The sequence below is a fragment of the Granulicella arctica genome (assembly GCF_025685605.1).
GTDB lineage: Bacteria > Acidobacteriota > Terriglobia > Terriglobales > Acidobacteriaceae > Edaphobacter > Edaphobacter arcticus.
Genome location: NZ_JAGTUT010000001.1, coordinates 1,520,430 through 1,538,795 on the forward strand (window position 1 = coordinate 1,520,430; position 18,366 = coordinate 1,538,795).

At 56.8% G+C, this 18,366-nt stretch carries 12 protein-coding genes; 6 read left to right on the top strand and 6 right to left on the bottom strand.

Going from position 1 to position 18,366, the window contains the following annotated elements; genetic code table 11:
- The first annotated feature begins 16 nt into the window (after positions 1 to 16).
- The 4 genes from OHL20_RS06235 to OHL20_RS06250 all read left to right on the top strand — a co-directional run bounded on the left by OHL20_RS06235 (position 17) and on the right by OHL20_RS06250 (position 4,333).
- Complete coding sequence (locus OHL20_RS06235; protein ID WP_263382335.1) at positions 17 to 1,477, top strand: GH1 family beta-glucosidase; 1,461 nt, start codon at positions 17 to 19, stop codon at positions 1,475 to 1,477.
- Between the two features lie 235 nt (positions 1,478 to 1,712).
- Positions 1,713 to 2,309 carry a hypothetical protein gene (locus OHL20_RS06240; protein ID WP_263382336.1) on the top strand — a complete coding sequence of 199 codons (597 nt, stop codon included), beginning with the start codon at positions 1,713 to 1,715 and terminating at the stop codon, positions 2,307 to 2,309.
- 13 nt (positions 2,310 to 2,322) lie between these two features.
- The gene (locus OHL20_RS06245; RefSeq protein WP_263382337.1) at positions 2,323 to 2,955 is read left to right on the top strand and encodes a hypothetical protein; all 633 of its coding nucleotides are present in this window, start codon (positions 2,323 to 2,325) and stop codon (positions 2,953 to 2,955) included.
- A complete protein-coding gene (locus tag OHL20_RS06250; protein WP_263382338.1) occupies positions 2,948 to 4,333 on the top strand; it encodes a Dyp-type peroxidase in 1,386 nt (461 codons plus the stop codon). Before OHL20_RS06245 ends, OHL20_RS06250 begins: the two co-directional genes overlap by 8 nt.
- On the opposite strand, the gene larA is transcribed toward OHL20_RS06250, so the two are convergent.
- Entirely contained in the window at positions 4,287 to 5,606 is a 1,320-nt protein-coding gene (gene larA / locus OHL20_RS06255) for a nickel-dependent lactate racemase (protein ID WP_263382339.1), read from the bottom strand. The two genes, OHL20_RS06250 and larA, sit on opposite strands and share 47 nt — an antisense overlap.
- Positions 5,607 to 5,766: 160 nt before the next feature.
- On the opposite strand from larA, the gene OHL20_RS06260 reads away from it, so the two are divergent.
- On the top strand, positions 5,767 to 7,476 hold the full coding sequence (locus OHL20_RS06260) for an L-lactate permease (protein ID WP_263382340.1): 1,710 nt from the start codon (positions 5,767 to 5,769) through the stop codon (positions 7,474 to 7,476).
- A 4-nt stretch (positions 7,477 to 7,480) separates the two neighbouring features.
- Here the strand turns inward: OHL20_RS06260 and OHL20_RS06265 are convergent, their stop codons facing one another.
- The 3 genes from OHL20_RS06265 to OHL20_RS06275 form a co-directional block, all read right to left on the bottom strand.
- A complete protein-coding gene (locus OHL20_RS06265; protein ID WP_263382341.1) occupies positions 7,481 to 8,815 on the bottom strand; it encodes a glycerate kinase type-2 family protein in 1,335 nt (444 codons plus the stop codon).
- A 73-nt stretch (positions 8,816 to 8,888) separates the two neighbouring features.
- Entirely contained in the window at positions 8,889 to 11,603 is a 2,715-nt protein-coding gene (locus OHL20_RS06270) for a hypothetical protein (RefSeq protein ID WP_263382342.1), read from the bottom strand.
- Between the two features lie 52 nt (positions 11,604 to 11,655).
- A complete protein-coding gene (locus OHL20_RS06275) occupies positions 11,656 to 15,006 on the bottom strand; it encodes a TonB-dependent receptor (RefSeq protein WP_263382343.1) in 3,351 nt (1,116 codons plus the stop codon).
- A gap of 215 nt (positions 15,007 to 15,221) precedes the next feature.
- On the opposite strand from OHL20_RS06275, the gene OHL20_RS06280 reads away from it, so the two are divergent.
- On the top strand, positions 15,222 to 15,968 hold the full coding sequence (locus OHL20_RS06280; RefSeq protein WP_263382344.1) for a FadR/GntR family transcriptional regulator: 747 nt from the start codon (positions 15,222 to 15,224) through the stop codon (positions 15,966 to 15,968).
- 8 nt (positions 15,969 to 15,976) lie between these two features.
- Here the strand turns inward: OHL20_RS06280 and OHL20_RS06285 are convergent, their stop codons facing one another.
- Both OHL20_RS06285 and OHL20_RS06290 read right to left on the bottom strand, forming a co-directional pair.
- The gene (locus OHL20_RS06285) at positions 15,977 to 16,987 is read right to left on the bottom strand and encodes a LacI family DNA-binding transcriptional regulator (RefSeq protein WP_263382345.1); all 1,011 of its coding nucleotides are present in this window, start codon (positions 16,985 to 16,987) and stop codon (positions 15,977 to 15,979) included.
- A gap of 66 nt (positions 16,988 to 17,053) precedes the next feature.
- Positions 17,054 to 18,349: a GRP family sugar transporter gene (locus OHL20_RS06290; RefSeq protein ID WP_263382346.1), complete on the bottom strand. Its 1,296-nt coding sequence runs from the start codon at positions 18,347 to 18,349 to the stop codon at positions 17,054 to 17,056.
- Positions 18,350 to 18,366 lie beyond the last annotated feature (17 nt).

Consider the following 18,366-nt stretch of genomic DNA (forward strand, 5'->3'; position numbering starts at 1 on the left):
ACGGGAGATTTTCGCTTTGACCACTCGCTTTTCCAGAAGATCGTTTGCACAACTTGTCGGTGCCACTGCCGGTGCTGTTTCGCTGCCGTCCTGGGCTGCAGGTCTAGCCCAGGACGCGCCGAAGACGGATGGCAACGGGCGTCACTTTCCGCAGGGTTTTCTGTGGGGCTCGGCGACGGCTTCGTACCAGGTTGAAGGTGCGGTGAACGAGGAAGGACGTGGGCCGTCGATCTGGGACATCTTCTCGCATACTCCGGGCAAGACGCATGGCGGCGACACGGGCGATGTAGCGGATGATCATTTCCACCGCTATAAAGAAGATATCCAGCTGATGAAAGACCTCGGGCTGAAGTGCTACCGGTTCTCGGTGGCGTGGCCTCGGGTGTTTCCGACGGGAACGGGTGTGGCGAATCCAAAGGGACTGGACTTCTACAACCGGATGCTCGATGTGCTGCTGGCTGCTGGGATCGAGCCCTTCTGCACGCTGTATCACTGGGACCTGCCACAGCCTTTGGAGGACAAGGGTGGATGGCGGAACCGCGACACGGCAAAGGCGTTTGCTGATTATGCCGGGTATACGGCTGGCAAGCTTTCGGACCGCGTGAAGCACTTCATGACGATGAACGAGATTCGCACCTTCACGGAGCTTGGGTATGGGAATGGTGTGCACGCTCCCGGGCTGAAGCTCGACAAGAAGGGGTTAGCCCAGGTGAACCACCATGCGGTTCTTGGACATGGGCTGGCGGTCCAGGCGATTCGAGCGAAGGCAAAGGCGGGCACGAAGGTAGGGCTTGCCGATAATCTGACAACGGCTACGCCTGTGTTCGAGGTGCCGGAGCATATTGAAGCGGCGACCAAGGCCATGCGCGAAGAGAACGCAATGTACCTGACGGTGATCCAGGAGGGACGGTATACAGATCTCTACCTGAAGGGGCTTGGGGCTGCAGCTCCGACGACAACGCCGGAGGAGATGCAGGCGATTGGGAGCAAGATCGACTTCGTGGGTATCAACGTGTACACGGCGTCGTTTGTTCGCGCGGATGGATCGGAGAAAGGCTACGAGATGGTCAAGCAGCCGGCGTCCTATCCGCATATGTTCAGCGAGTGGCTGTCGATTGGACCGGAGGCGCTTTATTGGGCTCCAAAGCTGGTGGGCAAGATCTGGAACGTGAAGGAGATGTACATCACAGAGAACGGAACGTCGTCGGCTGATGTGCCTACGGCTGAGGGGAAGATCCTCGATACAGATCGCGTGATGTACCTGCGGAACTACCTGACGCAATTACAGCGTGCTGTATCTGAGGGCGTACCGGTGCATGGGTACTTCTGCTGGAGCCTGATGGATAACTACGAGTGGGCTGATGGCTACGAGAAACGATTCGGCATTCATTACGTGGACTTCAAGACGCAGAAGAGGACACCGAAGCTAAGTGCAGAATTCTACAAAGCGGTGATCGCTCGAAACGGACTTGCCTAGAGTTTGATCGTCGGCTTGACCTGCGACCCCCGACCTTTCTGTTTGCTTGACATTGCACATAGCCCCTGTTAAGTTGCTCCCTACGCGATAGGGAGAAAGTTAGCAGCTGTGCTCTGTGTTGCTCTTCTGCGCTCGTTCCGAGCTCCGAATCTACTTCGGCAACTGTTGTTTTACCTGGGCCATTTACACGAGTCAGTTTCGGGATCGTTGCCTTGACAGGTCCCGATGGAGCCTCATGAGCAACATAAACGGCAAAGTCTACGCGCTGAATGTAATTACCCCGATGAAGCCATGGAAGACGTGGCTGCTACGCGGATTCTTCCTTCTGCTTGGGTGGATCAAGCCGCTGCAGAAAGACTTGATTGATCTCTCCTTCATCGAGTTTGCGCGGTGGGTGATTCTGCCTCGGCGGCAGTTTCCCTTTCTTGGGGACGGGCAGGCAAAGGAGGATTTGAAGTATGACTACCTGCTGTTTTTCAGCAACTTCAATGGGACGTGGAATCAATATATCGATGCCTTTTCAGCGGTGCTCAGTAAGGGGCTTAACCTGATCTGGCGTTGGAGCGAGAAGTTCCCAGGATCGGTGCCGGTGACGCCGTTCAAGCAATATATCGCGCAGGTGCAGTTCGATACGGACTACTACTTCACAGCGTATCCACAGGCCGCGGCAAATGACGTGAAATCGGCTCATGTGGTGCAGACCTCGCTGGATAAGCTGGCGCTGGGTGCGGGGGGACTTACACCGCAGCAGTTTGCAGAGGCGTATCAGAGATTTGTGATTGAGGTTCAGGCTCATCTTGGTGAGACCGGCGAAGCACCGGTGCCGTTCTAAAAAGGAGATAGAGATGCCGAATAAAAGCGGCAAGGTGTACGGGCTAACAATCCTCTCGCCGATCATCGATGATGCGAGCGTGACGCCGTCACACGATCTGCAGATTCGCAAGTACCTTGCTACATTGTCGACCAATGAGGGAAGCCCATTTGCGATTGCACCGGGAACCCATCTGGCGCGAATTGTGGTGATGGACGACGTGATCTATGTCGGGATGCCGTCATGTGAGGAGCATCTTCGCTCAAAGTACCTGGTGCTCGAATCGAACTGTGATGGGGAGCTTGACGACTATCTCCGTGGACTCGCGGCATCGGTCCCCGAGCAGATGGATGCGATCTGGAGCCACTGTGTGGGCTATCCGGGTGCGGCCGATCATGAGGCTTTCATTGGCTACATGAAGGCGTGTCAGATTGAGACTACGTTTTACTTTGCGGCGGTGAATGACCGGTCGGTAAAGGAGACTCTGCGTGCGTTGCAGACGCAGCGAGCAGTGGCTGATTTCGTGGCGAGTCATCAGGGGGTTGAACCGGTGCAGTTGCAGCGGGAGTTTCTGGACTTTGTTTCGCAACTACGGAGCGAAGTGATTCCGCCGGTCGGATCGATGGGTCCGCGCAGAGAGATCAAGACGGGTGGCCGCAATGAGTAGGTTGAACGAGACAGACATCCAGGGCTTTGTGCTGCGAGGCTACAACATGCCCTTCGCGCGCTACTACTTCCTGCGTTTCAACGCTGCTGTAGCGGCGTGTGGATTATTGAAACGACTGCTGCCCGAGGTAACTACCGGGCAGCGCTGGGATAACGGCAAGCCGGATAGCACGGTTAACATTGCGTTCACGTTTCATGGACTGGCGGCGCTGGAACTTCCGGATGCGACGCTGCTGACATTTCCAGTGGAGTTTCAACAGGGGATGCGGAAGCGTGGGGCCGTCCTGGGTGACACAGGCCTTAATGCAGCTGAACGATGGGATGAAATGTGGCAGGGAGAGCCAGTACACGCGTGGCTTGGCATCAACGGGAGTTCGATCGAAGCGCTGGAGACGCGGTGTGCGCAAATCGTGGCGCTGGTTGAGGCTTCGGGTGGTGCAGCGGTGGTTGGAGCACAGGATGCGGCGGCCATTGCGATCGATGGTGCGCCGACGACGCGGGAACACTTTGGATTTACCGATGGTTTTGGCAACCCAGATTATCTTGGGGTGGAGCGTAAGACGCAGCCGGGTCAAGGCAAGCTGATGCCGGATGGAAGCTGGGCACCTCTGGCTACGGGGGAGCTTTTGCTGGGGTACGCGGACGAGGCTGGCGAGTTGCCGGTGGCTCCGGTGCCGCACCTTCTCGCGAGCAACGGAACGTTCATGGTCTATCGCAAGCTGCATCAGAACGTGGCTACATTCCGCGCCTACCTTGATGAACATGCGTCTTTATATGCAGGGGGCAAAGAGAAGCTGGCTGCCAAGTTTCTTGGGCGTTGGCAGGATGGGACTCCCCTTGAGCTTTCGCCCGACAAGCCAGATGCTGCGATCGCGCAGGACCCGAGCCGAAGTACGAACTTTACGTATGGCGGAGATGCTGACGGCACACGGTGTCCGATCGGCGCGCACATACGACGGGTGCATCCGCGGGATGCGTTCGGATTTAGTGGGCGACTGATCAATCGGAGGCGGATCACGCGGCGAGGGCTTCCATACGGACAGGCTGTGCCGGAAGGCGAGGCGGCGACAGATCAGGAAGATCGTGGAGTGATCTTTATGGCGCTGAATGCCAACATCTCACGACAGTTTGAATTCGTGCAGCAGCAGTGGATTGAGTACGGTAATGACGCGCATCTTGGCAATGACAAGGACATGCTGCTGGGCAATCACGGAGGACATGGCAAGTTCGTAGTGCAGGGGGATACGAGTGCGACGAATCCCCCCTTTGTGTGCAGCAAGCTTCCCAACTTTGTGGAGTTGCGCGGGGGTGACTACTTCTTTCTGCCAAGCATTACCGCGCTTGGGATGCTTGCGATGGGGCTGGTTGATCCGCGGTGACGTCCTCGGGGATGCGGGCGAAGACGTAGGGGCCTTCGGGAACGAGGGCTACGCGAGCATCGGGCGGGAGGTCCATAAGGGCTGCGGCTATGGCTTCGGGCAGGGTGACAAAGCTTCGGTTTGCGAGTGCGCCGAGGCTCTCTCGTCCAATGTTCGGAGTGTAGAAGAGAAGATCGTGGGTGAGGCCGGTGAGCGCCAGCTTTTCGAGTTGCCACTGGTCGACCACTACAGGAGCCTGGCGAATCTCTTCGAGGTAGTTCTCGTAACCGGAGAAGGTGGCGAGCTTGTGTACGAACTCGGGAGAGCCTACACCCTCGGAGCACTCGCCAATGGTAAGAATCCTGCCGCCCGGCTTGACGAGGTGCGCGGCCGAGGTGAGGCCCTTGATGGCCTGGTAAAAGGTGAGGTCGAGGGGATGGCCTGCCGCGCTCGTGATCACTACATCCGCGAGACTTGTGAGCTTCTCGAGCGAGGTCTTACGGAGGAAGTCTACGCCGGCTGCGTGGGCCTGGACGGGTGACCCGGCGAAGACGCCTGAGATATCGCGCGTTTGGGTCAGAGTGACATCGAGCATGAAGTCATGGCGGGCAATGCCAGCTATTTCGAGAAGCTCCTCGTGGAGGGGATTCTCGGTGATGGAACCCTCGGTCGCCATGGGTTCGCGCATGAACTTTGGAGAGTGGATGACCTTGATGGTCTCCTGCGCGGCGAGGCCGGGAGCGACCAGCTTGCGGCCACCGGAGAAGCCGAGCATCAGGTGCTGCTCAATGAAGCCGAGGGTGATGTGCAGGTCAGCGGCCATGAAGCGTTCGTCGATGAAGATGGGGGTGCCGCGCTTTGTCTTTCCAAGGGAGCGATGATCTGCCATGGCGCGGGCGTCGTGATTGATGATGCGATAGGTTGCGGCGATCTCCGGCCCAAGAATGCTGACGATTTCTTGCCTGGTGGCTGCACGGTGAAGGCCCGTCGCGATGAGGATCGTCACACCATCAACTGGAATACCAGCGTTATGGAGACGGCGCAGTAGAGGCGGTAGGGTCAGCCAGTTTGGCGCAGGGCGGGTGATATCGCAGACGGAGATGGCGGCGGTCTTTTTACCAGCGGCGAGCACGGCGAGGGAGGGGCAGCCGATTGGATGATCGAGAGCTTGGTTGAGGGCGCGAGACACATCGCCAAGCGGCAGAGCCGATCGGCTCTCGATCACCTCGTAATGAGGACCGACAGGCAATGAAACAGTGATACCCTCTTTTCCAAATGCGAAACGCAGCTCCATAGGTCTCCATACCTGTCCCGCAACGTGACGGGGGCCTGATCTTACCATTTTATTGCAAAAGCATTGATCATATGGTCTGACCAAAATGTCTATTTACATGTCCAGATGTAAGGCATGATAATGGCCGTCATCTTGAATGGAAGCGAATCCCCGTGCCGACATGTTGATCTTTCGAGGCGGCACTCTTCACGCGTTTGAATCTGCAACGCACATGGTGCTTAGTTCAGGACCGCGATGGGAACAGGCCTATGATCCCACTCATCACTGGTGGCTTTCCACGATTTGGGCAGCGCTTCCGCTAGTAGTTCTGCTGCTGGCGATGATCGTGTTTCGGCTCAAAGCACACCTTGCGGCACTGCTGACGCTGGGGACGGCTATCGCTATCGCTATCGGCATCTTCCATATGCCGCTAAAGCTGGCCGGACTTGCTACAGGATATGGAGCTGCATACGGTCTGTTCCCGATCTTCTGGATTGTCTTCCCGGTGATGTTCATGTATCAGCTGGCTATACATGCGCGCCGCTTCAACCTTCTGCAGGATTGCCTGCAAGGAGTTACGGAGGATAGCCGACTGCAGCTTCTGCTGATTGCGTTCTGCTTCGGTGCATTCTTCGAGGGGGCGGCAGGGTTCGGGACTCCGGTGGCTGTGTGCGGGACGATTCTGATAGGGCTGGGCTTTGCGCCAATTGAAGCTGCAGGGCTGGCGCTGCTGGCGAACACTGCGCCGGTCGCTTTCGGTGGTCTCGGAATACCGGTGATCGCTCTGCATGGAGTCACGGGGCTGGACACGTTGCTGCTTTCGCGAGTGGTTGCGGCACTGCTGACTCCGTTCTGCGTGCTCGTCCCATTCTGGCTGATCTGGGCCTACGCGGGCTTCACGAAGATGCTTGAGGTATGGCCAGCCATTCTTGTTGCAGGCACCACATTTGGGTTGACGCAGTTCCTGATTGCGCGACTACATGGCCCGTGGCTGGTGGACATCAGCGCGGCTGTGGTCAGCATTACTGCTCTGATTTATTTTTTAAAGATCTGGAAGCCGAAGCGCATTCTTAATGCGAACCGCGAGGATATCACCCACCTTCCCCGTGCCGTGAGTACGAATCGGACAGCGCTGGTAATGCGCGCGGGGCTACCGTGGTTGATCCTGACACTTTGCGTAACGCTCTGGGGAACGCCCAAATTTGGTCAATGGCTGGATAGGCTCAGTTCGCCACACATCCATGTTCCGGGGCTAGATGGGCTGGTATTTCGAATGCCGCCGGTGGTTGCGGCACCTACTGTGGAGCCGGCCATATTTATCTTCAACTGGCTTTCGGCTACAGGCAGCGGCATCTTCATCGCTGCGATTATCGCTGCATTCTGCATGGGACTTCGCCCGCGCAGCATCCTTGAGACTCTCTGGAAGACTGTGTTTGTCACGCGTTACACGATGGTTACAATTGCGGCTCTAATGGGGCTTGGCTTCATTACGCGCTTCTGTGGACTGGATGCCACGCTTGGGCTGGCGTTCGCGAAGACGGGCGTTCTTTATCCTTTCTTTGGCACACTGATTGGCTGGCTGGGAACCGCATCGACGGGATCGGACACCTCGTCTAACGTGCTGTTTGGCAGCCTGCAAAAGCTGACGGCACAGCAATTGGGAATTTCTCCCTATTTAATGACAGCAGCCAACTCTGGCGGCGGCGTAATGGGTAAGATGGTCGCCCCGCAGAGTGTTGTCGTCGCCACGACGGCTACCGGCATCTACGGCAGCGAAGGAACGATCCTACGGTTCGTCTTTCTTCACAGCCTTGGATTGGCATGCCTGATGGGCGGCCTGATTGCGCTGGTAGTTTATACGCCCGCCCTGACAAGATTGATTCTCCGGTAGGTAGTCAGGCCGCCGTATTATCTGCCAGAAGGATTCGTAGATCACGTACGTTGGTACCGGTGGGACCTGTATGAATCGCGTCGCCTAATGCCTCGAACAATGGGTAGCTGTCAAACTTTTCAAGCGCAGCGGTGATGCTGAACCCGATTGATGCTGCCCTGGCAGTTGTAGTTTCGGAGCACACTGCTCCTGCTACCAAGCTGTTCCCGTCGATACCATCGGAACCTCCGCTAAGCACCGCGATGTGGCGCTTCTCTTCCGCGATGAGGCGTGCACATTCGAGGACGAACTGCTGATTTCTACCGCCGATGCCGTGACTGGCTCGCAGTTTGACCGATACCTCGCCAGCGGAGATAACGCAGACCCTGGGATGGCTTTGCTGAAGTATGACGAGACGATCGATAAGATATTTTGCGGCATCGCGATAGTCCCAGTCGTCGCAGGTGTTATCGATGAGGGTAACGAATCCTGCCCGCCTGGCGAGGCTTTCTGCGCCGCGACAAAGATCATCGCTGGAGACAAGGCAGATCCAGTCGGCGTGGAGAAAGGCCGCGTGATCGAACTTAGGGGTTTCGAGCAGGCGGGGGCCTTTGAAGAATGCTAAGACCTTCGGCGGGAGATCCAATCCTGTGACGCCGGAGCCGATGATGTCCAGGCACTCCTGTATCGTGGACGGATCGGGAAGCGATGGACCGGAACCGACGATATGCGGTGAATTTTCGGGAACGTCAGAAACGAGCAGGGTGCATTGCGTCGCGGGTTGCGCGGCTACTGCGAGGCGGCCTGCCTTGACCCTTGAAAAATGCTTTCGCAGAGCATTCATCTGTGTAATGGGCAGTCCGGAATGGACAAGCGCGCTGTGGAATAGAGCTGTTTCTTCAAGTGTGATTTCTTCGTCGAGAGACTTCTCGACCATTGCGGAGGAACCGCCACTGATCAGGAAGAGGACCAGGGTTGACTCATGCAAGCCGGCAAGCAATTGCAGAATAGCGTCAGCTGCGAGCTCTGAATCTCTGTCAGGAAGGGGATGGCCGCCATGAAGAAAGCGAATCCTCGGATCGAGATTGGCCGACGGGGTAACGCCCACGGCAATGCCCTCAAGAACCTGATTCGCTTCGAGTGCAGGCGCCAGGATAGGAACCAGAGTTTCGCAGAGCGGGACCGCCGCCTTGCCGATCGCGATGATGATGACCTTCCCGAACATCTTGAGAGGGTAGACCAGTTCTCCGATATGCAGGAGGCCGCCTGAGCATCGAACACGGCTTTGCATGATCTCTGGAATCTGAACTTGCCGCAGGGTTCCTAGAAAGATTTCTTTTGCTATTGAACCTAAAATCATTGGACTGTTTACTCAGCCTATCGGCAATCGTCCTGCACTGTCTTCTTACGTGGCGACAGTCTGGAGAGATGGATTACATACGGAGGGCGATGAAGTAAGGCTGGCTCGCCAGATTCTTTGAGAAACCCGGATAAAGACTAGCATTCATACCCTCTTGTTTTACTTCAAAGTAGTACTCCAATGGGTATTCTGAATCAGTGTAGGAAGCGGGGATGGCCGCAGCATAGTGAGCGCCCTGAACCTCCATTGGCACCATCGTGTAGCGTTCGGCTTGATCGACGTGGCGATAGTACAGATGGACCGCACTGCCAGGTTGGGGGAGGGATACGGAGAGCTGTAATGGCTGCCCTGGGTGGAACTTGCCGGGAGCTTCGTGTTTGATGGCCGGTATGTGCCTGACGGGCCGACCGAGTGCCTCTCTGATGGCGAGAGCTACGCTGGGTTGAGCAGGGCTGTTGGTGGAGGAATCGACCCTAAGAGCCACGGCGGCAATATCTTTGTCGATCGCTGGAAGGCGGTCGAGCCAGTGGCCTCGGAGTTGTGACTGCTCACCTACCGTGATGTCGGACATATAGACGCCCTTGGCCTGATTCGCAAGATCAGCCCATATGTCACGGGCCTGCCGGTATTGGATCAAGGATGCCTTCAGAGCAGCCTGATCGTTGGTCTTCTTGTAGATCTCGAAGAGGACGCCACTTCGGAATTTCGTTGCAAAGAAAGACCCGAGAGCAGCCTGCAACGAGACGTCGATTGCCATGCGCCGATACTCCGGCGTGGTGCGGTTGGTGGAGGTTACGTTTGCACGCTTCAGATGACGCTGTGCTTCGGCAGATAGATCTTCGAGCCACTGTGCTACTTCGACCGGCGTGTACTTACCGCTTCGGTTGCCATCGACCAGCTCTGCGGCGAAGTCGCTCATGCGAGAGAAAAGTTGAGGATCGAGTGGACTGACGTTGCCGAAGACCTTAGGGGATGGGCTGTCGGTGTAGGGGCCGGGATGATCGCTGTCGACCATCGACTGGTTGTAGTAGACCTCAGGCCAGTAGGTGTTGTTTCCCGCTGAGGCTCCATGCGCCGTAGTGATGATGGGCAGGATGCGGCTGGCGTTTGCGAGAGCGGCTTCAACGTCAGGAGCACCGGGACCGAACTCGTGGTGCAGAGACCGCTGCCAGACTGCCGGGGCAGCATCGGGATTGTAGAGGAGCCTGCCCCAGATCCGATAACTGTAAGCGTATTTCTGCCAATCCCAGCGGGGGCTGAGTGACAGATCTGTGTAGGCGGTTCGGTTGCCGGCGTGACCCGAACCGCGACGACCCTTGAAGGAGAGCGGCTCGCAGATCTCCACGCCATTGCTGCCGCAGAAACTGAAAGCCTTTGAATACTGGGCGCCTGTGACAGGATCTCCCCAGAGGAGCAGGCGCTGGGTGCCGGGCCAGATGCGATGCACGACGGAGTACTTGCGATCGTCACGGAGAAGATCGCCGTGGCCATAGCGGAGAAAACTGCGCGTTCCGGTGCTGAGCTTCATCAGGCCAGTCTTCTCTTCGCCAGGTTTTGGCTGTTCGAGTTCTCGGATGTCGGCCTGATGGTAGCTCATACCCATGTGCTCGGCCCAGAACTTTGGGGAGATCGCCACGGGTTGCTGGGTCGCGATGGCGATGTCAGTCATCGTCTGATCCATGCCTTTAGCGTGCATGTCGATCTCGATCTTGCGGCCGCAGGTGGCTACGCCATCGAAGACTGTTTTCCAGAACTCGTAGCTACCCTCCGACACACCACTCTCGCCGTGGATGCGGAAGGTGACACCGCTGATGGATGGACATTCTTTCAGCAGCATACGCACGGCATCGCGGCAGTACGGGCCGTGAGTCTTGTGAGTCAGGCCCTCGATGGTGTAGTTGGGATTTGGGCTGTCGATCCACTCGTAGCCGTGCATCCATAGGCCGACGCTGAACTCCATGCCGCGAGCTACGGTCTCTTCGCTGATGAAGCGGAGCATCGCGAGATTACTATCCCTCTCGGCATCAGAAAGTTGAGGGACGCGTACGTTGTAGCCAGGAACTGCGAGCATGAAAGGGTAAGTGAAAAGGAAGTAGGCGTCCGTGACCTGGCGAATGAAGTCGTAGCCGATGCCGAAGGCCAGGTTGAAGCGATTGAAGCGGTTTGCGGCTAGCATGGTCAAATATTGCTTCCACATCTCGCGATCGTTGTACCAGGGTTTGTCTTCGACATCACTGGTGAAGAGGCGCGTGATACTGCGAACCTGATTTGCGGGACGCTCTGCCAGTGGTTGTGTGATTGTGAGCGCAGCGATAGCGTTAGGTGCGTTCTGAACGCGGTCCGAGAGATCGAGGAGAGCGTAGACGAGCCCCCGTATGTCATAGCCACAGGCGAGCAGTACTTTGCGGCCATCAATAGTGCCTGAAGCAAGACCAAGAGCCTCATGAACCTTGGGTACTTCGATCGCTGCGGCCTGCAGGATCTGCGTGGCCACGAAAGTAGTTGAACCGGTTGCAAGGATACACAGGTCCTCTGTGCTTGCTCGGTCGAGGAGGTCGAAACGAGAGACTATAACACCATGTGCGGAGAGTGAATCCTCCAACTGCTTCGCTGCCCACAGCGCCGCCGGGGCGCTCGCGACCGGGTCGGCGGGATCAATGATGATGAAGACGCTGCGCGTGTTTGCCGGGACGGCCCGGGCCCGGGCTTCGACGCCCGCAAGTGCTGCCGTCGTGCCTGCTGCCTGAATAAATTGACGGCGATTCCAAGAACCCCTAACTCGATCCATGACGTTCCTCGATGACCTACTGATGTGCTGCACTAAAAGAAGCTGATTGTATTTAGAACTTGAGCGTGGCTGCCAGTTCCAGCGTGCGCGGTCCAGAGGCGTTGCCGGCGGCAGACGCCCCTGACGAGGCGATGGCAGTGACCTGCCCGAAGCTTGAACTTGTCATGTCGGTGCTGGGGTTGCTGAAGTTGGGATGATTGAGAACGTTGAACGAATCGAGCCGGAACTGCAGTTGCACCGAGTCGCGAATTGGGAAGCTTCGGGCTAACGCGCTGTTGAATGTGATCTGTCCTGGGCCGCTGTAGACGTTTTTACCCATATTTCCAAGGACAGGTCCTACAGGTTGTGTGAAGGCGCTTGTATCAAACCACGGATGGCCAGGCCCGATAGATTTGATCTTGTGAAAGGCACCCACTTGGTTGGGCACCTGTGTGTTTCCAGGCGCATTTAGGACACTGGCGCTTGCCGTAAAGAGGAGAGGCAAACCCGTCTGCGAGTTGAGCAAGGAGCTAACCTGCCAGCCACCCACGACCTTGCTTACAAGTCCTGTCTTGAGGTAGGCCTTGTTCTTTCCCAAGGGCAACTCATAGACGAAGCTCTGCGAGTAGGTGAGACGCGTGTCCCAGTTAACGGGCGCATAGTCGCGTTTTGGATCGAGGTAGAAGAGGTAGCCACCAAGATTATTCTGGTTGGAGTTGAACCCGAGAGCCTTCTGCCAGGCGAAGGCTGAGGTCCACACTAAACCGTTCGCGTAACGATGGGTGACGCGAGCCTGCAGAGAGTTGTACGCCGAGTTTGTGCCCTTCGGAAGGAGTTCGGTTGTTGCAGTTCTGCCAAAGGTTGCAAACTCTGGTTGCCCCTTGGCTCCGAGACCGGCAACGGTAGCCGCGTTGAGGTTGTAGTTGCCTGGGACATGACGGCCTAGATTGCCGACGTAGGCCACATTTGCGACCCACTTATGTCCGAGGTTCTGCTCCATCGTGAGGTTAAACGACATGATGTAGGGATCTCGGTAGTTTGTATCTACCGAAATATAGCTGGACGAGATGGGCGCGTTCGGAATGATGCCAGTGGAAGGGATGACGGCTTCCGGTGCGGGAGCAAATCCGGCGGCCAGAGTGGCTGGCTGACTGGAGTTGTTGAGGGCCGGGAAGAAGCTATTGACCGGGTTGAAGACCTGGTTTTGCTTCACCGGATAGTTGTAGGCGTAATCCTTGTACTGGAAAGGTGTATGGCTTATGCCGAAGCCGCCGCGAAGGACGCTCGACGGAGAGATGCGATAGGCGAAACCCATGCGCGGCTCGAAGTTCTTAGCGTTAGTTTGAACACCAAGGTTGAGAGGGATGTCACCGTAACCGGCTACGAGGAGGCTGTTGGTTGTGGGGTCGTACTGCGAGAAGCCACCCTTCTGCTTTGGAGTGGCCGGTGGGTAGAACTCCCAACGGAGGCCATACGTAAGTGTCAACTTGGAGGTGGCCTGCCATGTGTCCTGACCAAAGCCAAAGTAGAGTTTCTCGCGCCATGAGGCGTCACCGACGTTTACATCAATGCCGACCTGACTGGGCAAATCCAAGATGAAGCTGGCGAAGTCGTTCCCGATGCTCGCAGCCGTTGAAGCATTTGAGATGTTCAACGAGGTCTGGCCAGTGGAATAGGTGAAGACACCGCGGGTGCCATAAGTTTGGCCCTCTGTGACGTCATCGCGCACGACGCGTGCCTCGCCACCGAAGACGATGGAATGATTGCCGAGGATCTTCGTCCAATTATTGACCACGTCGATGTTGGTTTCGGGATTGGTCGAGGGAACGAAGGGCGTGTAGCCAAGTAGAGGCTGTGAGTACCCGGTGATGTTGATGCCGACAAGACCGCTATTTACCTGGTTCGTGTTGATGCCGGGAATACCAAGATCGGTCGTCGCTGTCGATCCGTAGTCCGTTGGTGTTTCAACGTTGTTGAAGTAATTGACACCAAGACGAGCTTCCGTAAAGAACGTCGGTGAGAAAACGTGCGTGTACTCTCCGGCCGCAACCCAGATGAGGTCGGTAGCGGTCCCCTCATAACCCCCACCACCGCCTGGACCACCTGCTAAACCGAAGGAAGGATCCTGCTGCGTGTTGACGTTCTGGTAGCTGAATCGCGCTGTAAAGTGATCAGCTTTGCGAAGATTTTGATCGACCTTTATGTCGAAACCATTCGACTTCACACGAAAGCCTGCGTCCTCCTGAAAATTGTTCGTAAAGCCTGCACCCGGGATATTTGGCAGCGGAACGAGAGCGATCAACTTCTGTGCGAGTGGATTAAGGCGACCAGTGGGGATAACGTTTGCTACTCCGTTACTTGTAAATTGCGATCGGCCGGTGCCATCCGCTTTTCCAGTCTGCGGATCGTAGATTTTAGTAGTGCTGGCACGGAAGTCGCCCGCTCGAAATGAAGCGGTCGGCACCGTCCATAACTGATATTGACTGCTGTCGTTCGCATAGCGAAGAAAGTCCGCGAAGAAGAAGAGCTTGTCTTTGCGGATGGGACCGCCAATCGTTCCACCGAAGTAGTTGTTCGTGAACCGCGGAAAGACCCCTGTGTTATTGAAGTAGCTGCGCGCCGAGGTCTTGCTGACCGAGTTATATTCAAAGGCTGAGCCGTGATACCCATTGGTGCCAGACTTCAACGTCACGTTGGTGACCGCACCGGCAGACCGCCCGAACTCCGGCGCGTAGTTGCTCGTCTCAACGTCAACAGTCTGAATGGCTGCGGCAGGGGGTATATATACCTGCAGAAGGCCGCCGCGCTGATTGTCATCAACACCCTCCAACTGAGTGTTATTGGCGAGTTCGGACTGCCCGTTTACTTTAAACGCCTGGGAGTTCTGGGCGTCGAAGAAGGTGGAATGATCGTAAAATGCAGGGCTGACACCGGGCACAAGAGCTTCCAGCGACTGAAAGTTTCTATCAGAGCCTAAGGGGAGTTCGTTCACCTGTTCGGCCTCGATCTGCGCGCTGACGTCACCTCGATCAGTCTGGAGGAGTGGGGCCTGATCGGTCACGGTAACCGTCTGCGTGACAGAGCCTGGCTGCAGGGTGACGTCGACGCGAGCGGTGGTGTTGACCGGAACGCTGACGTCTCTGGTCACTTTCGTCTGGAATCCATCTCCGGTGGCAGAGACTGAATAAATGCCGGGCGTCAGAAACGAGAATTGATAGTTTCCACTTTCATTTGCCGGCTGCGTAATCGTTGCGCCGGTCTGTTGCTCGGTGATCGTCACTCTTGCATTTGCAACGCCGGCCTTGGCGCTATCACTGATCGTGCCAACGAGCGTAGCTGTAACCGCCTGACCGAAGAAATGAGTACCGCTCATAGCAAGAACAAACGCGATGACGAGCGTCGAGACTAATTTTTGCGAGTGCATGACAACTCTCCTGGTTCAGATCGACCGATCAAGGTCCGTATCGATATGGCCGATACGCGACACAGTCCACTCAACGAGCGCTCTGTGCTCCCCACAACATCGGGCGAATAGTAGTCAGGTTGTCAGACCATTGTCAACAGCAAACGTGATGATGCAACGAAATGGTTTCATGTATTGTGGTGTTCTCCCCTTGCTGGGATGGAGATCGACAGCACATGACAACGCAACGGGCCGCTGGTACTAAAACCATCAAGTCAAAGATTCGTCCGATTAAGAAGACTTCCATCAGCGATGACATCGTTGAACAGATTATGACTCTGATCTCCAAAGGAGACCTGAAGGCGGGTCAGCGTCTACCGTCGGAGCGGGAGCTCTGCAAGACGTTTGGAGCGGGACGCTCCTCGCTAAGGGAGGCTCTTCGCTGCCTGTCGATTGTCGGCGTGTTGACCGCTCGTGTTGGTGAGGGAACCTCAGTTGCGCTTGACGGCGGGAAGTTTCTTGAAAAAATTGTGGAGTGGCGGCTCATTACAGAAAAGCACGACATTGAGAACCTGATCGAGGTTCGGCTCGCGCTGGAAGGGGTATCGGCGGCGAGTGCAGCCGAACGCGGCACGGCGGCCAACCACGATTTGTTGCGGGGATTGTTGGAGAAGATGAAGGCAGCCGTGAATGATGAGAAGCGCTTTGCAGCGTTAGACCTTGAGTTCCATGTCAATGTGGCCAAAGCTTCAGAGAACCAACTGCTCTTCGACTTGATTTCGATGATTCGGGGACAGTTGGCGAAGGTGCTGTCGAAGGTGCTGCTGTTGCCGCAAGCGCGTCCTCTATCACTGAAGGAACATGTACTCATTGTCGACGCCATTCTGCGGCGTGATTCGGTTGCGGCACGAGGCGCGATGCAAACTCACCTTGAAGCTGCGCTTACACGTTACCGGACGGCGATTGAGAGTAATCCCGCTTAGACAGATGTTTACTGGGCCACGGTCGACTGCCTGACGATGAGTGTTGGTTCGATGAGGATAGCCTGCGAAGGTTTTGTGGAACCCTCGGCGAGGTTAAGTGCCAGCCTGGCTGCAATGACGCCCATCTTCTGCGTGGAATGGTCGATTGAGGTCAGCGGAATCTTGAGATACTCGGCATAGCGCAAGCCGCCACACCCGACAAAGGCGATGTCCTCAGGAATACGGAGGCCGGCCTCCGTGGCCGCGGCCATTGCTCCGATCGCGGAGAGATCGTTATAGCAAAACACGGCGTCAGGTCGAGACTTGAGGCTGAGGAGCTCCTGCATGGCCAGATGGCCCATAGAGTCGGCTGTCTCCTCAAAGCGATCTCGCGTCACTACGAATCCTCTAGGGACGGGGAGATTTGCGTCCTTTAGTGCGGATCGGTAGCCGTGAAGACGATCGACGGCGGGGCTCATACCTCGACCACCGATATGAGCGATGCGCTTGCGGCCAAGCTCGATGAGATGACGGGTTGCGAGCTCGCCCACCATGACGTCGTTGGAGCCTACGAAGTTCGCGTTGAGGCTTGGGAAGTTGCGATCGACCAGCAGAAATGGTGTGGGGTCGTCGCTGAATCCACCTTGATTCGGGGGCTTTGGCTGGCATGAGGCGATAAGCAAGACATCGACGCCGCGACTCAGGAGGGTGCGGATTTCCTGCTGCTCAATTTTCGGGTCCTCTTCTGAGGAAGCAAGCACCAAGGCGCGATCGCTGGCGCGCAAAGCTCCGCCCAGTGATTTGGCGAACTCGCCAAAGAATGGATGTACGAGGTCGGGCACGATCAGGCCGACGGCAAAGGTCTTGCCACTCGCCAGTCCTCTTGCGAGCATGTTGGGCTGGTAATTCAACTCCTGCATACGTTTGAGGACAAGGGCGCGGGTGCGCTCGCCTATATCCGGATTGCCACGCAAAACCTTCGATACGGTGACCTTGGAGACGCCGAGATCATCGGCAATATCCTGCAAACGAACAGCCATGACGATCCCCGCCTCCCGACACTCTCTCCAGTGTAGAGTTTTAGGGTAGGCGGCGACCTGATTTTCTTAGCTGAAGCGGGTCTGCTTCCAGAGTGCCCAGCCGCCGCCGGCCAGGGCGACGAAGAGAACGACGCTTAAGGCGGCGACCCAGTGAAGATTCATCGCAAGGGGGGGTACAACGGCGTTGAGACCAAGCCACAAGAAGATACCAGTCGCCGTGGCGACGATTAAGACGTCCCACCAGCGGCGGCGTTCGGTACGACTTCCGAACTCGTCTCCACTTTGCGCCAGCAGGACCTCACGATATTCAAGGCCGTAGCGAACACATTCCCGCTCCAGAGCTTCGTTTCGCGAGAGATGCTCACGTGAGGAGGCCACGGCTGTACTGATGGCTAGTGCTCCGAAGATCATGAGGATGGAACCAGCCAGGACGAGAGTGCGGTGGCTACGATCGGCGGTGGCGAGTTCTCCAAAGACGAGTGCACCCCAGGCGAGGCCCCAAAGCTGGTTGGTATTCGAGAGTGGAATTCCTCGGCCGATGCCCAAATACTTCGCGGCAAATTGCTGGAAGAGGTCGCCAACGACCCAAACGAATCCGCCTAAAAACAGCCAGAAGAGGAGTTGCTTGCTTTGTACGAGTTGGAAGGCAGAGGAGTGGATGCCGCCATCGAGGGTCCAAGTGAGCGCGAACATGGTGCCCAGTTCGCCTATGGTGAAGGCTGTGACGAAGGACAGCGGGTTCATGCCACTGAGGTAAGCCTTGCGGTAGGGGATATACATGGTGCCCCACATGAGGCTGGCTCCCGCAGCTGCGATGAGGCCGCGGATGGCGTGCGGGGCGACGGCACCTGTGCCGTGGATAGTACTGAAGCCGAGCATGATTGCGGCAATGACAATTGCGATCGCGCCGACGACGACCTTAATGGTGTTCTTCGGACCGGCGCCGCGAAGCTCCTGAAAGAGCAGCCTGCCCCAGAGGAGGCCGATGAGCGAATTCGTGTTCCAGAGGGGGAAAGCAGTTGCCAGTCCAACGTCGCGGATGGCGAAGACGGTGAGCGTATTTGCTACAGCCCAGAGAGCGCCCGCGAGGATCGCCCAGACCACCAGGTGCTTCTTGGCTAAGAGATCGGCAAAGACGTAGCTGGTGCCTTTGAGGAGCGTCGGGAAGGTCCAACGCGCTGTAAAGACGCCTGCCACCATGCAAAGCGAGACGGCGAAGGGTGAAAAACCTGCGTTGACGAGTTTAGTTGGGGCTTCGGCAGCGCCCAGCCACACACCCGCTGCGAGACCGCAGATGACCCCCATGGCGTGGAGAGAACCGCCTGCCTGCCCTTTGCCTGATGCTACCTGTTCAACCGCCATGCTTCCTCTTCCGACTC

Bases quoted from the DNA above. Each gene is read 5' to 3' on its own strand.
- OHL20_RS06240 (WP_263382336.1), top strand. From the start codon at position 1,713: ATGAGCAACATAAACGGCAAAGTCTACGCGCTGAATGTAATTACCCCG.
- OHL20_RS06245 (WP_263382337.1), top strand. From the start codon at position 2,323: ATGCCGAATAAAAGCGGCAAGGTGTACGGGCTAACAATCCTCTCGCCG.
- OHL20_RS06250 (WP_263382338.1), top strand. From the start codon at position 2,948: ATGAGTAGGTTGAACGAGACAGACATCCAGGGCTTTGTGCTGCGAGGC.
- larA (WP_263382339.1), bottom strand. From the start codon at position 5,606: ATGGAGCTGCGTTTCGCATTTGGAAAAGAGGGTATCACTGTTTCATTG.
- OHL20_RS06260 (WP_263382340.1), top strand. From the start codon at position 5,767: ATGTTGATCTTTCGAGGCGGCACTCTTCACGCGTTTGAATCTGCAACG.
- OHL20_RS06265 (WP_263382341.1), bottom strand. From the start codon at position 8,815: ATGATTTTAGGTTCAATAGCAAAAGAAATCTTTCTAGGAACCCTGCGG.
- OHL20_RS06270 (WP_263382342.1), bottom strand. From the start codon at position 11,603: ATGGATCGAGTTAGGGGTTCTTGGAATCGCCGTCAATTTATTCAGGCA.
- OHL20_RS06275 (WP_263382343.1), bottom strand. From the start codon at position 15,006: ATGCACTCGCAAAAATTAGTCTCGACGCTCGTCATCGCGTTTGTTCTT.
- OHL20_RS06280 (WP_263382344.1), top strand. From the start codon at position 15,222: ATGACAACGCAACGGGCCGCTGGTACTAAAACCATCAAGTCAAAGATT.
- OHL20_RS06285 (WP_263382345.1), bottom strand. From the start codon at position 16,987: ATGGCTGTTCGTTTGCAGGATATTGCCGATGATCTCGGCGTCTCCAAG.
- OHL20_RS06290 (WP_263382346.1), bottom strand. From the start codon at position 18,349: ATGGCGGTTGAACAGGTAGCATCAGGCAAAGGGCAGGCAGGCGGTTCT.